Annotated in this window: 12 protein-coding genes; 7 read left to right on the top strand and 5 right to left on the bottom strand. The window is 45.3% G+C overall.

Features of this window, described 5'->3' with window-relative positions:
- Positions 1 to 80 precede the first annotated feature (80 nt).
- The gene (locus AB4653_RS06335; RefSeq protein WP_102258254.1) at positions 81 to 1,946 is read right to left on the bottom strand and encodes a fructose-specific PTS transporter subunit EIIC; all 1,866 of its coding nucleotides are present in this window, start codon (positions 1,944 to 1,946) and stop codon (positions 81 to 83) included.
- Between the two features lie 243 nt (positions 1,947 to 2,189).
- On the opposite strand from AB4653_RS06335, the gene AB4653_RS06330 reads away from it, so the two are divergent.
- Both AB4653_RS06330 and AB4653_RS06325 read left to right on the top strand, forming a co-directional pair.
- On the top strand, positions 2,190 to 2,492 hold the full coding sequence (locus tag AB4653_RS06330; RefSeq protein ID WP_009846233.1) for a PTS fructose transporter subunit IIB: 303 nt from the start codon (positions 2,190 to 2,192) through the stop codon (positions 2,490 to 2,492).
- Between the two features lie 7 nt (positions 2,493 to 2,499).
- Positions 2,500 to 3,273 (top strand): PTS sugar transporter subunit IIA, encoded by a 774-nt coding sequence (locus AB4653_RS06325; RefSeq protein ID WP_102258255.1) that lies wholly within the window; start codon positions 2,500 to 2,502, stop codon positions 3,271 to 3,273.
- 63 nt (positions 3,274 to 3,336) lie between these two features.
- Here AB4653_RS06325 and AB4653_RS06320 read toward each other — a convergent pair whose 3' ends face one another.
- Positions 3,337 to 4,176: a helix-turn-helix transcriptional regulator gene (locus tag AB4653_RS06320; protein WP_009846231.1), complete on the bottom strand. Its 840-nt coding sequence runs from the start codon at positions 4,174 to 4,176 to the stop codon at positions 3,337 to 3,339.
- Positions 4,177 to 4,554: 378 nt separating this feature from the next.
- Between AB4653_RS06320 and AB4653_RS06315 the strand changes: the two genes are divergently transcribed.
- The 4 genes from AB4653_RS06315 to AB4653_RS06300 all read left to right on the top strand — a co-directional run bounded on the left by AB4653_RS06315 (position 4,555) and on the right by AB4653_RS06300 (position 9,895).
- Positions 4,555 to 6,459: a fructose-specific PTS transporter subunit EIIC gene (locus tag AB4653_RS06315; protein ID WP_102258256.1), complete on the top strand. Its 1,905-nt coding sequence runs from the start codon at positions 4,555 to 4,557 to the stop codon at positions 6,457 to 6,459.
- A 91-nt stretch (positions 6,460 to 6,550) separates the two neighbouring features.
- Positions 6,551 to 7,768, top strand: a complete 1,218-nt coding sequence (manA, locus tag AB4653_RS06310) for a mannose-6-phosphate isomerase, class I (protein ID WP_102258257.1) — start codon at positions 6,551 to 6,553, stop codon at positions 7,766 to 7,768.
- 248 nt (positions 7,769 to 8,016) lie between these two features.
- Positions 8,017 to 8,457, top strand: a complete 441-nt coding sequence (locus AB4653_RS06305) for a PTS sugar transporter subunit IIA (RefSeq protein WP_017103500.1) — start codon at positions 8,017 to 8,019, stop codon at positions 8,455 to 8,457.
- Positions 8,458 to 8,470: 13 nt separating this feature from the next.
- A complete protein-coding gene (locus AB4653_RS06300) occupies positions 8,471 to 9,895 on the top strand; it encodes a fructose-specific PTS transporter subunit EIIC (protein ID WP_102258258.1) in 1,425 nt (474 codons plus the stop codon).
- A 107-nt stretch (positions 9,896 to 10,002) separates the two neighbouring features.
- On the opposite strand, the gene AB4653_RS06295 is transcribed toward AB4653_RS06300, so the two are convergent.
- Positions 10,003 to 11,628 (bottom strand): ABC transporter substrate-binding protein, encoded by a 1,626-nt coding sequence (locus AB4653_RS06295; protein WP_102258259.1) that lies wholly within the window; start codon positions 11,626 to 11,628, stop codon positions 10,003 to 10,005.
- 174 nt (positions 11,629 to 11,802) lie between these two features.
- Here AB4653_RS06295 and mpaA point away from each other — a divergent pair, with 174 nt between their 5' ends.
- Positions 11,803 to 12,531 (top strand): murein tripeptide amidase MpaA, encoded by a 729-nt coding sequence (gene mpaA, locus AB4653_RS06290; protein WP_102258260.1) that lies wholly within the window; start codon positions 11,803 to 11,805, stop codon positions 12,529 to 12,531.
- Between the two features lie 157 nt (positions 12,532 to 12,688).
- Here the strand turns inward: mpaA and AB4653_RS06285 are convergent, their stop codons facing one another.
- Both AB4653_RS06285 and AB4653_RS06280 read right to left on the bottom strand, forming a co-directional pair.
- Positions 12,689 to 13,396, bottom strand: coding sequence for an ion transporter (locus AB4653_RS06285; protein ID WP_240798336.1), 708 nt, complete (start codon positions 13,394 to 13,396; stop codon positions 12,689 to 12,691).
- 81 nt (positions 13,397 to 13,477) lie between these two features.
- Positions 13,478 to 14,572: a type I restriction endonuclease gene (locus AB4653_RS06280; RefSeq protein ID WP_102258262.1), complete on the bottom strand. Its 1,095-nt coding sequence runs from the start codon at positions 14,570 to 14,572 to the stop codon at positions 13,478 to 13,480.
- Positions 14,573 to 14,622: the final 50 nt, after the last annotated feature.

The following is a 14,622-nucleotide window of genomic DNA, read 5'->3' as shown; positions in this document are numbered from 1 at the left end:
AAAGACGCCCAAGTATTACTACTAATACTTGGGCGTCTTTTTATTTATTGCTTTTCGGCCAATCTTAAAGCCGATGGCTTTTATACTTTCCTCATAATCAACGCCTGCGCATTAAGCATCGCTTCCTTAGTACTGACATCTAAGGTTTTCACGTTCGCAAAGCGTTCGATCTCTTTAATTGCCACATCATGAGCAAAAATCACCAACCTCGCCCGCTCAATGTCTTTCTGTGTAATGCGATTGCCGATTCCGTTGGCCCCCTGCGTTTCGACTTTAATCCGAACCCCAAGATGATGAGCCGCCTTTTCCAAAGACTTAGCCGCAAGAAACGTATGAGCAACACCAGATGGACAAGAAGTGATCGCCAATACATCCGCTTGCCCTTCTTCCGTTATCGAGCCACCCGTAAACTGATTAGAACTTACTTCACCTTCGACCACGTTCTTTTTCAGTAGTATCACGATCAGAGCCGTCGTCAGTGCTCCTGCTAGTGTGCCGACGATATAGCCAATTTTGCCGTCAACCACCGGCAACACTATCCAGCCGCCCCATGGTGCATGGTTGATGACATGGAACATAAAGCCAACCACATTACCGACAATGCCACCAGCAACAACAGCAGGCAGAACTCGCGCAGGATCGGCGGCAGCAAAAGGAATCGCACCTTCACTGATGCCGATCATGCCCATAATACCCGCTGCTTTTCCGGCTTCGCGTTCGTCTCGTTTGAATTTCTTAGGTGATATGAAAGTGGCAAGCGCCATGCCTAATGGTGGCGTACAAATGGCAATACCGACGCCCCCCATTAGCCAAGGTTGAGTGTTCACCTGCGTTTGAGCAAACAGCGTCGCCACTTTGTTGATTGGGCCGCCCATATCAAAGGCCGTCATCGCCCCTAAAATACTGCCCAACACCACTTTTCCTGAGCCCGCCATGCCAGTCAGCATTTGGTTCATCTCAAGCATCACATACGCGATAGGAGAGCCAATCACCCACATCACCGCCCCACAGGTTACAAAGGTGCCGACTAATGGATAGATGAAAATCGAACTCAGCGAGATCATACTGTCTGGCAGTTTGATCTTCTTGAGCAAATTAACCACGAAACCTGCGAAGAAGCCGACCACAATTGCGCCAAGGAAGCCGGTACTGTACTGATTGACCGCGAGCCAAGAACCAATCATTCCGGGTGCTAAGCCCGGTTTGTCGGCCATTGAATATGCAATGTAACCACCGAGCACCGCGGTAAACAGGGTTAGCCCCGCGATACCCATTTGTGCTATGTCAGCAAGAACACCGCTCTCAGGCACAGCGCCATGGCCAGACATCATTACCGACAAAGACAAAAGCACACCGCCTGCGACCACAAATGGGATCATGTGTGAGGTACCGTATAACAAGTGTTCTTTGAGGCGATTAAGAGATTGTGCCCAAGGGCTGAGTGGCTCGACATACACTTCATGATGGCTTGAGGCATAACTATCAAACGATTCAGAATTGGCTTCGAGAAACAGCTCTTGAGCTTCCTCGACAGACTCCACCGCCTTTAATTTTGTAACAAAGCCATCTTCGATAAGTCTGGTCGAAATCTGAGCCAGTACCTCGATATGGTGGTCGTCGTTGTTGTCTGGTGAAGCGAGCATAAAGAACACATCCGACAACTCGCCGCCGTCTGCGCCATAATCGATGCCAGAGCGGCTGATACCTACCGCCACTGCTGGTTTAGCGACAGCAGTGCTTTTCGCGTGTGGAATCGCAATACCATCATCAAAGCCCGTATTGCCGATGGCCTCACGCTTCCAGATATCATCAAGGAACTCACTTTTATTGGAGAGCTTGCCTGCGCGGTCAAGCAGTTCGACAAGCTCTTCAAATACCGCCTGTTTAGAGTCTGCCTTTAAATCCAGACAGATAATCTCCGGCTCTATAATGTCAGTGATGTCCATGTGCTGCCTCGTCCGAGTACCAATTTAGGTAAATGAGATAAAGAGGTTAATAATATGAAAAGACTAACGAGGCAAGGCCGCTCGATATATAGGACGAAAGGTGCATTAACTGGATAATTGTAACCAAGAAGCAAGAGTGTGACGTTCACCTTTGAATTAAAAACGGGAATCCATAAACTTCCTAGATTCAGATAGTCCTATCGATCCAAGTAAACTGTCGATCTAAGCACACCGAGAATAATAATGAGAATTGTAGCGGTAACTGCGTGCCCTACAGGCATTGCGCACACCTATATGGCAGCTGATGCACTAAATAAAACAGCCCCAAAATTCAATGTTTCAATCAAGGTTGAGACTCAAGGCGCTATGGGGATTGAAAACTTACTGACAGGCCAGGATATTACCCTCGCAGACAAAGTGTTGATCGTCTCTGATATCGACATCGAACAACCAAGTCGATTTGACCCAGCGAAAACCGTATTCATTCCAATGGAAGAGGTGTTATTGAGTGTCGATAAAGTCTTTATCAAGCATTGTCGAACTTAAACCTTTCATGAATGAATATCAGATCACCTTCTTCGTTGACGATCCTGCCGCGAACTCACACGTCGCGCAGCCGTTGACTCGTTTAGCGAAGAAGTTCAAAAGCAACATCCGCATTATCAACATCACTCAAAATCGAACCGCTGATCTCTCCAAATCTGTCGCGATGTTACAAGTGGGTTTACTCCGGGGGGATTTATGCCAGATAACCGCAGTAGGTATTGATGCTGAACTCGCATGTTTTGTAATAAAAGACGTGATTGCTGAGCATTACGACATGGTTGGCTCACAAGTGAATCATGAGTTCTCGAACGACTTAATCCAGCGTATGCCTCAGATATGCCCGCCTTGTGACATCAAGTGGCACCACGCTAAGGCGCAAACTCAACTGACAAAATTTGAGTGCTTGAAAGGGCTCGCTCACCTCGTTTATCCAGAAGATCCAGATGAGCTGATTTTGGCTTTCATTAAGCGAGAAGAACGCTCTTCAACCTGCGTGTCACCAGGTATCGCACTGCCACATGTGATGTTTGAATCTACTCAAGATCTCTCGATCGCGGTGATCGTCAGTGACAACCCGATTGACTGGGCATCTCAAATTGGCCAAGTACACGTAGCTATCGCTTTAGTACTGCCAACCAAGCCGCAACGTGAACACATTGTGGCGACGACCAACCTAACTAGAAACCTACTTCACGATCAGGTCAACGAGCGTTTGCAAAAGACTCGAAGCAGTGTCGATTTACAAGCCTTGCTGATGTATATCTCATCTCGCCTGCTGTAAGGCTACTCACTCCAAAAGACGGCTCAACAAAAAAATACGCTCCGACTTAAAAAGACGGCTTAACTAAATAGAGCCACGATATTCGGTCGGCGTTCTACCGGTGCGATTCTTAAACACGCGGCAGAAGTAGTTCACATCTTTAAAGCCACAACGTAGTGCCACTTCATTGAGTTTGAAGTTGTACTTCTTAAGCATAAACTTAGCGCGATCGACCCGCACGCGGGTAATGTACTCTGCTAGCGTCATGTGGCCTTGCTGACGGAACATTCGCGACAAGTGATTGGATGAGATGCTAAAGCGTGAGGCAATGCTGTCTCGGGTGATCTGGCGGTGGAAGTTTTCTTGAATGTAGATACAAATCCCCTGATACACATCCTGTACTCGGCTATGAGATTTTTCTACGGGCGCTTCCAGCATGGTTTTACTGTATTGCAGTAGAGCTTGCAGCAATAACTCGTCCATCGGCTGCTTGTTACTCTCTCTCGCTAACGAGCTAAGCGCCTCCAAAATATTATCAATCGCAAAACCAGAGCGAGTCTGAATACTGTGCTTTTGAATATCGTAAAAGCTCTCCTCGCCTTTGCGCTTGCTCACCAAGCTTAAACCAAGCTGACGACGACCAAACAACATGCTCAACACCGAGCAGTCTGTATCCCAGTTTGGCTTGTTCCAGCAGTTGGGTGGGATGAAAATCGCGTCTCCGGCTTTGGCGATAACGTTGGTTATTTTGCGATCATGACTCTCCATTTCATTAATATACTCTCCGTCTAGCACTAGCTCTAAGCGCGGAAAGTTCACCTGATAACTGCACGCTGAAGGCGTGTGAAAATCTCCAGCAAACCAGATGTTATGAAACGGTTCTCGCTCATTTAATACAGACGAGATTAAGTCATGAAATATCATTATTCGAACTCTAATGGGCAGCAATAAGGCTACGGGAATAGATATACCCCTTAGTGAAACATAGCGCTATTGAGCAAAATCACAATTTGAGATCTAGGCTACAAAAATCCAGTCACGGAAATAAATTTCCAGTAAAGAAACTGAACTAGAACGTTCCTGCTCTGATAAACAAATACGCTGTATCCCTTATAAATAAAAGCCTCAACACATCTTAAACTCTGTCAACACCGCCCTTAAAACAGCCACTCGACCGATCAAAATCACACTCCACTTATAACGCAACAATCATCCAGTAAATGCGTTTTTTCTTCACTACAGAAGGTAAGCCGTAGATTCCAGAATACCCCTAACAAAATAAAAACAGAGTAGGGGTTCATTATGATCACGACATTGATCAATCAAGATTTGATTAAGCTTTCGCTTAGCGCTAATTCAAAAGAAGACGTATTTAAAGAGCTTATAGACGTGCTTTACACACAAGGCCGAATTTCAGACAAAGTACAGTTTCTTGCCGACATTAAGGCGAGAGAAGAACAAGGTAATACCGGATTTGAAGAAGGCATTGCCCTACCACATGCGAAAAGCAGCGCGGTGATCAAACCCGCGGTTGTTATCGGCGTCCACAAGCAGGGTATCGAGTACGGCGCCGATGACGGCCAACCATCAAAACTCTTCTTCATGATTGCGTCTCCAGATGGCGGCGATGATCACCACATCGAAGTATTGGCAGAGCTTTCTTCAAAACTGATTGAAGAAGGCTTTATCGAAAGCTTCATGAATGCTCAATCTGAACAAGAAGCATTAGAACTACTGCTTACCAAACCTGAGCCTTCAGAAGCGGAAACCAACGTTAAGAAACAAGGTTTCATCATTGGTGTCACTGGCTGCCCAGCTGGCGTTGCACACACTTATTTGGCAGCTGAAGCGCTAGAGAAAGGCGCAGCGGCTCTTGGCTACGACATCAAGGTCGAAACTAACGGTTCTATTGGTGTTAAAAACAGCCCGACTCAAGAAGAGATCGAACGTGCAGACGCGATTGTCGTGGCTTGTGATAAACAGGTCGACATGGCTCGCTTTACCGGAAAACGCGTCATCAGCACCAACGTAAAAGCACCAATCAAAGACGCACAAAGCTTGATCAAGCAAGCACTCAACGCGCCAAGCTATCAAGCAGAACAAACGCCGGCCAACCAATCCGTTGTAGAAAAAGCCTCACAAGCGCGTTCAGACCTTTATCGTTACCTGATGAATGGCGTATCACACATGATCCCATTCGTAGTCACTGGCGGCCTATTGATTGCCCTTGCACTGGCGATTGGCGGCGAGCCAAGTGAATCTGGCATGGCGATTCCTGCTGGCAGCATGTGGAACCAAATCCTAGAAGTGGGCGTGGTTGCCTTCACATTGATGATCCCAATCTTGGCTGGCTACATTGCTTACGCGATTGCTGACCGCCCTGCTCTAACCCCTGGCCTTATCGGTGGTTGGATTGCTAACAACGGCTCTTTCTATGGCGCTGACGCAGGTACAGGCTTCATTGGCGCGATCATCGCCGGTCTATTAGTGGGTTACTTCGTTAAATGGATTACCTCATTTAACTACCACAAATTCGTTCAACCGCTTGTGCCTATCATGATCGCTCCGATCACTGGCTCTTTGTTCATCGCAGGTCTGTTCATTTTTGTTATCGGCGCACCTATCGCTGGGCTGATGGATGCTCTTACTGCACTACTAACGAGCATGAGTACAGGCAACGTGGTTCTGCTAGGCATCGTACTGGGTGGTATGGCTGGTTTCGATATGGGCGGTCCATTCAACAAGGTGGCATTCCTTTTCTCGGTCGGCATGATTGCCAGCGGTCAAACTCAATTCATGGGTGCGATGGCGTGTGCAATTCCTGTGGCTCCACTGGGTATGGCCATCGCAACCAGACTTGGCCGCAAGTTCGACCTGTTTGAATCTTCTGAAATCGAAGCAGGTAAAGCTGCAGGCGCAATGGGCTTAGTGGGTATCTCTGAAGGTGCGATTCCTTTCGCGGCTCAAGATCCGATGTCGGTTATCCCTGCCAACGTACTTGGTTCAATGACTGCCGCTGTTATGGCGTTCTCATTTGGTATCACCAACAGCGTTGCGCACGGTGGTCCAGTAGTCGCTCTACTTGGCGCTATGAACTACCCAATGCTGGCACTGCTGTGCATGGCATCTGGCGCGGGCGTAACTGCGGTTACTTGTATCGCGCTTAAAAATCTACGTAAAGCCAAGTTAACAACAGCAGCGGCTTAAGCCATTTCAACTCCAATGGCTTGAGGCCTTCTACTCGCATTTCAATAAGTCGAGTAGAGCTCAAGCCATGTTTCCCTTCATGGTGATTTCGATGTCTGATTTTTCTTTAGCGAACGACTCGTTCGTACAACGCTTTTTTTATCCTATGACCAACGTGATTCAAAACTACGCGTGGGGTAGCCCTTCTTCGTTCAGCCAACTGTTTGGTATTGATAACCAATCTGGAGAGCCGCAAGCGGAGATCTGGATGGGGGCTCACCCGAATGGTTGTTCGATGGTCACCGACAATGGTCAGCAAACCACATTGTCGAACCTGATTTCGAAGAATCTAAGCCTGTTTCTAAGCGAAAAAGTAGCAAGTCGTTTTGGTGAGCTGCCATATCTATTCAAGGTGTTAGCAGCAGAGAAAGCGCTATCGGTGCAAGTTCACCCGAACAAGCAACAAGCGGAATCTGGCTACGCTCTTGAAGAGCAGCAAGGCATTCCGATAACGGCTGGCAATCGTAATTACAAGGATGCCAACCACAAGCCAGAACTGGTGTATGCCCTAACTGACTACACCGCGATGAATGGTTTTAGATCAATCAGCGAGATTCTTGAGCACTTCCATTACCTTGATATTCCAGAGCTGCATTCGATGGTCAATGACCTAGAGGGCGACCAAACGCCCAATGGATTAGCGAGCTTCTTCGCGAGCTTATTGTCTTTGCAAGGAGAACAAAAAGGCATGGCGCTGACCATGTTGCTGATGAAGGCGAAGCTTTCAGATACACCTGTGTTCCAGTTGATTTCAGAACTGGAAGAGCAATACCCGGGTGATGTCGGGTTGTTTGCTCCACTGCTATTGAACGTGATCACTCTAAAGCCGGGGCAAGCCATGTATCTAGATGCCGAGACTCCCCACGCTTACATTAGAGGTACGGGCTTAGAAATCATGGCGAACTCAGACAATGTACTCCGCGCAGGGTTGACACCTAAGTACATGGATATCAATGAATTAGTCTCTTGTACTCAATTCAATGAAAAGCCGGCGGATAGGTTACTGCTCAGCCCAATAGAGCAAGGTGATGTGATGGAATACCAAATTCCAGTTGAGGATTTTAAGTTCTCTATCGTGCAGAATTCTCACCAAAGAAAAATCACCACCGAAGGTGCAGAAATCCTATTACCGCTCGACGAATCCATGGTGCTCACTCATCAATGTGGTGAAACCTGCGTGATAGAGAAAGGCCAGTCGGTGTTTATTCCTGCTTATGCTGAGAGTTACAAGCTAGACTGCGTTGGACGTGTGGCGCGCGCTTACAGCTAGATCCATCACCACTAATCACACACTATCCATGCCCTGCTTTTGCGGGGCATTTTTGTTCCTGCAGAAAGTTATTTCAACACCGAAATACACCATCAAATATGACCCACCTCACACTGCATTAATGATGCAAATCACACTTAATTTTGCTTGGTACAAATGTACAGTGAAGGGCTTTTATTTGCTATTTCGCGAATCGGGTTAATCCATTAATTTTAATTCAAGAACTTCAATAGTGAATGAGTTAATAAATGATCACACAGCTAACCAACGTCAACTTAATTAATAACAACCTTCAAGCGAATAATAAAAAAGAACTGTTTGAAGAATTGGCAGGCATGTTATTTGAAAACAACCGAATCAGTAATAAAGAAGCCTTCTTGGCAGACATCGAAATTCGTGAATCTCAAAGCATCACTTCTATGGACGGCATCGCTTACCCACACTCAAAAAGCAAGGCTGTCACTGAGCCGGCAATCGCTGTCGGTGTTAAGCGCAAAGGCATTGAGTATGGCGATGAAGACGGCATTAACCCAACCGTATTTTTTATGATTGCATCACCAGATAACGGTGCTGACCATCATATTTATGTACTACAAGAACTGTTTGGAAAATTCAGCGATGAATTTATTCAAGATATACATAACGCAAAAGACGAACAACAAATCCTTAATATTTTAATTAATTCATAAGGCGTAGAAAATTATGAGCACCCTAACAACTCAAGCTACGAATACCAGTAGTAACTCTAATAACAAAAACAGTAGTAGCGACTTTAAAAAAATCCTTAGCACCATGAAAGGCCACCTGCTTTTCGGAACCTCACACATGCTGCCTTTCATCGTAGCCGGTGGTGTTCTATTGGCTTTAGCGGTAATGGCATCAGGCAAAGGTGCTGTACCTGCAGACGGCCTGCTAGCAGACATCTCTAATATCGGTATCAAAGGCCTTGTTCTTTTCCCAATCATTCTTGGCGGCTTTATTGGTTACTCAATTGCAGATAAACCGGCACTGGCACCTGCGATGATCTCTTCTGGCATCATGGCTGACATGGGCGGCGGCTTCCTTGGTTGTATCGTGGCTGGCTTTATCGCCGGTGGCGTGGTGTTCCAGCTTAAGAAAATCCCACTTTCTACCAACATGACCGCGCTAGGTGCTTACTTCATCTATCCGCTTCTAGGTACGTTAATCTCTGCCGGCATCGTACTGTGGGGTATCGGCGAGCCAATCAAACTGTTCATGTCTTCAATGAACGAGTTCCTAGCTTCAATGGCTGGCGCGTCTAAGATGGTTCTGGGCACAATCCTTGGTGGTATGACTGCGTTTGATATGGGCGGTCCTATCAACAAAGTAGCGACCCTATTTGCTCAAACTCAAGTAGACACGCAACCTTGGCTAATGGGCGGCGTAGGCATCGCGATTTGTACACCACCTCTAGGCATGGCACTGGCGACGTTCCTATTCAAAAATAAGTTCTCTAAACAAGAGCAAGAAGCAGGTAAAGCAGCGGCAATCATGGGTTCTATCGGTATCTCTGAGGGTGCTATCCCGTTCGCAGCGAACGACCCAATGCGCGTACTTCCTTCAATCGTTGCCGGTGGTATCGTGGGCTGTGTATTCGGCTTCATGACAGACGTTCTACTACACGCACCTTGGGGCGGCCTAATCACAGCGCCAGTATCAAGCAACATTCCAATGTACGTGGTCGGTATTGCACTTGGCTCGCTAACCACAGCGGTTATCGTTGGCTTCTGGAAACCTGTCGCGGTTGAAACCGAAGAAGACATGGTTGAAGCGCCAGTACAAGCTCAAACAGCGCCTGTAGCCGGCGAAGGCGAGTACGACATCGTAGCCGTAACATGTTGCCCTTCTGGTGTTGCACACACCTTCATGGCTGCGAAAGCACTGGAAAAAGCAGGCTTAGCAGCAGGCCTTAAGATTAAGGTAGAAACTCAAGGTCAAAACGGTATTCAGAACCGCATCAGCGACCTAGATGTAGCGAACGCGAAGCTAGTTATCTTGGCTCACGATATTCAAGTGAAAGACGCTCACCGCTTTGCTAACGCGAACGTGATTGAGTGTTCAACGAAAGAAGCGATGAAGAAAGCCGCGGACATGGTGGCTATTTAAAACCTGAAACAAGTTAGAAGATAAAATTACTACCCCCTAGTAACTAAAATCCCCATTCGCCTTGTCTGCGAATGGGGATTTTATATTTATATAATGTTCAAAGCTTTTTACTGCTTGATATAAAGATCTTTAGAGTAGATACGCCCTTCAACGTTATTCTTCGCAAAGCCGCCAACACTTGGTCGCACTAGGCGAGCCTGCATGTAGTAGTAGATTGGCGCGATAGGCATATCTTCAGCCAGTAACTGCTCCGCTTGGTCATAGAAACCTTGGCGTTCTTGCTCATTAGTTGCAGCCAATGCGCTATCCATTGCTGCGTCGTACTTGTCGTTGTTGTAACGAGCAAAATTACCTGAAGATTCAGAACGCAGAAGGCTTAAGAAGGTCGACGCTTCATTGTAATCACCACACCAAGACGCTCGCATCACATCAAAATCACCTTGTCGACGTGATACTAAGTAAGACTTCCACTCTTGGTTTTCCAACTCAACTTGCGCGCCTAGATTGCTTTTCAGCATGGATGCAATCGCCACCGCAATCGACTTATTCGATTCACTGGTGTTGTAAAGCAATTTAAAATCTAGCGGGTTAGAAGCATCGTACCCGGCTTCTCTCAACAACTCTTTCGCCTTTTGGTCACGGTCCCTTTGAATCCATGTACTGTACTCAGGTTGAGTGGCATCAAAACCTGCCGTGTATTCATGAGCAAAGGTATAAGCCGGTAAGTTACCTACTTGAGTCACGCCATTAGTAATCACATTACGCATCATGGAATAAGACACCGCTTTACGCACTCGCGCATCATCAAACGGAGGGCGCGTGGTATTGAACGCGTAATAGTATGTACACAATAAAGGTACCGCTGTATACGCGTCTTGATATTTCATTTTTAGCTGCTGCGCCATGTGTGTCGGCACATCAGACGTGATATCGACCTCGCCCACCGCATAGCGATTAATCGACGCATTCTGGTTCTCAAACGGAATGTAAGTCACTTGGGTTAAGTGCGTATCTGAACTGTCCCAATAGTTAGGGTTCTTCTCCAGTTCAATGCGCTCGTTAACCACCCACTCGCCTAAAACAAACGCACCATTACCAACAAACTGCTTCGGATCGCTCCACGGCTTATCGCTGTTTTCTAGCGTAGCCTTGTGAACGGGCATCATTGAAGTGTGGCCTGTCATCGCCACAAAGTATGGCACTTTGCTATCGAGTTCGAATTTCACCGTGTGCTTATCAACCGCCGAGATACCGAGCTCTTCAACGGGCTTCTTACCTTCTGCCACATCAGCGATGTTGTTGATTTGAGTCAGCTTAAGATACCAAACATTCGGCGAAGCGAGTTTCGGATCGACCGCGCGTCTTATCGCATACACGAAATCATCGGCCGTCACCGGATCGCCATTCGACCATTTAGCATCTTTACGCAAGTGGAATACAAACGTCTGGTTGTCTTCGGTTTCCCAAGATTCCGCAACACCTGGAGTGATGTTGCCATCGCGATCTTGAATAACTAAACCTTCAAATAGGTCACGTAGAATGTGCATTTCAGGCAAACCTTCTGCCTTTGCCGGATCGAGTGTCGCAGCTTCTGCATCATTGGCTCGCACCAAATGTTGGTCTTTTGCCAGTGAAACACCAGCAGGTAAGGTTTCAGCAACGGCAGTCACTGAGATAAAAGGGGTCAATAAAGATGAAATGAGTAAAGCCGTTGAATGTTTCTTAAAATCCATGTTTTTTTGCTCTCCTAGCCTATCTTTGAAGCAAAGTAATAAAATTAACAATGCGACGGTTGACGAGTTTTGACGCTATGGTTTATTTAAAGGGGTTCATCTAATGGACTTGGTTAATGATTAATATAGCCAATAGTGAATACTTGATAGTACTTGATCAATCAGGAGATTAAGGTGAGTTTAATTCCAAGAACGGAAAGAGCTGCGTTTTCAATAAAGCCGCTGTCATATGGAAAATCGGTGTTGGGTGCACCCTTACTCTACTTCCCCGCACAAATAGAAAGTGAATTTCGCGGGCTGATTTTAGCAGGCACACACGGCGATGAGACCGCTTCTATTGCAGGATTATCTTGTGCGCTAAGAAGCTTGCCAGCGGCCAATTTACGACACGATGTGATCTTATCGATGAACCCTGACGGCAATCAACTAGGCACTCGCGCCAACGCAAACCAAGTCGATCTAAACCGCGCTTTCCCTACGCAAAACTGGACAGAAAACGACACCGTCTATCGCTGGAGTTCACACACACCAGTCAGAGATGTAAAAGTTAAAACCGGCCAAGCCGATCAGCTTGAACCGGAAGTGCAGTCGCTCATTAACCTCATTGAGCAGCGCCAACCCAAGTTCGTCATCTCTTTCCACGAACCACTCGCCATGGTCGACGACCCAACCCAATCTGAACTCGCCATTTGGCTAGGCAAGCAGTTCAACCTACCGCTCGTTGAAGACGTTGATTACGAAACCCCAGGCTCATTCGGCACTTGGTGCCAAGAAAGAAACCTATCGTGTATTACCGTAGAGCTGCCGCCAGTGTCTGCGGATCTGACTATCGAGCAGTATTTGGAGGCATTTGTGGCGATGTTGAGGTGTGAGGGAACTTTAAATATAGTTACCAGTGAATAGAAACGAGTTGATATTTTTCACGCACCAAGTATCGCTATACATGCGTAACTTTCGCAAACTAAAAAGCCAGATTCCACTAGGATATTGAAATCTGACCTTACTAATTGCTTATCAAGCAAACACTTTAAATGGACGATCCAACTAGTGGCACTAATAGTTAATCATTTGGCTTTCTTAACAACTCCTTGATTTCGCTAAGCTCTGATTTAAGTTCAGCGATCTCTTCCATAAGGTTATCGTTGTTATCACTTGCCATTTCATCTACAAAAATAGCATTAGCAAGAGAAAGAGCAATAAAGCCACCTAAAACTAAAACCACTATAACAAATGTATTTACAGCATAATAAGCATAAGGTTGATTGAGTTCTTTTGCTGCTTCTGGCACCGCTCCCCAGTTTTCTATCGTAAAAATTCCAAAGATAGTATTCATTGAACGCAGCGGATCACCAAAGTACTCAGGAATTACATTAGAAAACAGCGTAAAACCTAATAGAGAGAAAAACAGCAACTGCACAGCTAGTAATATCAAAACAGCTTTGGATGCCTTTAAAGCTCTTATAAGACCGTTAACAATATGCTCAGTATTTGGCATAAGTCTGATAATTTTTATAAGCGATATTATTCTGAAAATCCTTAGGTAGATAACGCTCCCAAGAGCTTCATTTGGTAAGAACAAGAAAATCGAGCTTATTATTACTATCGAGAAATCAAATTTATTGCCAAAAGTCGAGATGTATTTTCGCCAAGTTTGTTCTTTGATCTTGAAAAATGCTTCAAGAAAAAAGTAAGCAACAACTAGCCAATTTAAAGCGTGTATAAGTGCTGAATTACTATAACTACTAAAAAAGGCTAGTATTACAGCCATAACGATAGCTATAGCGTTGTATCGAGGTAACGTAAAATATTTCATATACAAAAAAGGGAGGTCAAGCCTCCCTTACTCTATTTATTCAAATCTAGCTGCATTATCTAGCAACTTGTCAGATAAGCCGTAGATATCATCCAAGCTTTCGATTGGGTGGCGAGTTTCTTTTTTATCTTCACCAGTAATTCCAATATATTTTTGTTTAGCATTAAAGTGTAAACGACATAAAGGTTTGCGGTTATTGTCATCGAGCAAAATACCAAAGTAACTTTGCGTGTCTCTTGCCGTAATACGTGAAACATCTAATTTTGCACGTAGGATAGCTTTAACAATATTGAAGCCGTCCGTTTCTTCTTCAGTCGTAACAACCCTTGGCTTATCTTCTTCGCCTTGCTCTAGTGTGATTTCTGTATCTACTACAGATTGAACTGGCGCTTGCGCCTTAATTGCAACTTCTTCATTAGTGCCAATCGCAGACTTTAAACGATCATTGATACTATCATTAAGGAACTGTTTTAGTGCTTTTGAGGTAATTTCAAGAAATTGAGCTTTAACTTTTGCAGTTTGAACACCATCATAAACTCTTGATGTGAAAAATTTGACAAAATCTTCTTCTGGGTTCTTAAACTGTACTTGTAGAACCTTCTTAATTTGGTTTAGATATTTAAGCTCCCCCGCTGCATCGACAACAGAATCAACATCAAAAGATGATTTAGTTAGCTTCTTAACCTCTGGAACAATATGCTCATCGAGATCCGACATATTCAACGTTAAGAATGGCTTCTCATCCATTTTGTTTGGAGCATCGAGGTCTGTATAAAACTCGTAAACTTCACCATTCGTAAGGATAGCGATACGTGCATTCGTTACAGAGAAATAACGGAACAGTTGACTTGCGTGTTTAGTCGACAGCTTCTCTCCGAATTTTTTACATTCGATCAAGATTTGAACTTCACCATCTTTAAGTAGCGCATAATCTACTTTTTCACCTTTCTTAGTACCTGTATCCGCATTAAACTCAGGGACGACTTCTGTTGGGTCAAAAACATCATAACCAAGAACTGAGTGCAGGAATGGCATAATCAATGCATTCTTAGTTGCTTCTTCTGTTTCTAATGTTGCACCAACCTGAACTATTTTTTTAGATAGCCCCTGTAGCCTTTCGATGAAATCCATAGCCTTACCTTTCTTAGTCTTTTGTTAATTTATTTGTATATCATACCCTG

The organism is Vibrio sp. 10N.222.48.A3, from assembly GCF_041475345.1.
Lineage (GTDB): Bacteria > Pseudomonadota > Gammaproteobacteria > Enterobacterales > Vibrionaceae > Vibrio > Vibrio tasmaniensis_A.
Note: the sequence above shows the minus strand (reverse complement) of the source record. Positions and strands in the feature narration are given on the sequence as shown.

What these genes read in the sequence shown, in the direction of transcription:
- AB4653_RS06335 (WP_102258254.1), bottom strand. Translation starts at nt 1,946, where the DNA reads ATGGACATCACTGACATTATAGAGCCGGAGATTATCTGTCTGGATTTA.
- AB4653_RS06330 (WP_009846233.1), top strand. Translation starts at nt 2,190, where the DNA reads ATGAGAATTGTAGCGGTAACTGCGTGCCCTACAGGCATTGCGCACACC.
- AB4653_RS06325 (WP_102258255.1), top strand. Translation starts at nt 2,500, where the DNA reads ATGAATGAATATCAGATCACCTTCTTCGTTGACGATCCTGCCGCGAAC.
- AB4653_RS06320 (WP_009846231.1), bottom strand. Translation starts at nt 4,176, where the DNA reads ATGATATTTCATGACTTAATCTCGTCTGTATTAAATGAGCGAGAACCG.
- AB4653_RS06315 (WP_102258256.1), top strand. Translation starts at nt 4,555, where the DNA reads ATGATCACGACATTGATCAATCAAGATTTGATTAAGCTTTCGCTTAGC.
- manA (WP_102258257.1), top strand. Translation starts at nt 6,551, where the DNA reads ATGTCTGATTTTTCTTTAGCGAACGACTCGTTCGTACAACGCTTTTTT.
- AB4653_RS06305 (WP_017103500.1), top strand. Translation starts at nt 8,017, where the DNA reads ATGATCACACAGCTAACCAACGTCAACTTAATTAATAACAACCTTCAA.
- AB4653_RS06300 (WP_102258258.1), top strand. Translation starts at nt 8,471, where the DNA reads ATGAGCACCCTAACAACTCAAGCTACGAATACCAGTAGTAACTCTAAT.
- AB4653_RS06295 (WP_102258259.1), bottom strand. Translation starts at nt 11,628, where the DNA reads ATGGATTTTAAGAAACATTCAACGGCTTTACTCATTTCATCTTTATTG.
- AB4653_RS06285 (WP_240798336.1), bottom strand. Translation starts at nt 13,396, where the DNA reads ATGGCTGTAATACTAGCCTTTTTTAGTAGTTATAGTAATTCAGCACTT.
- AB4653_RS06280 (WP_102258262.1), bottom strand. Translation starts at nt 14,572, where the DNA reads ATGGATTTCATCGAAAGGCTACAGGGGCTATCTAAAAAAATAGTTCAG.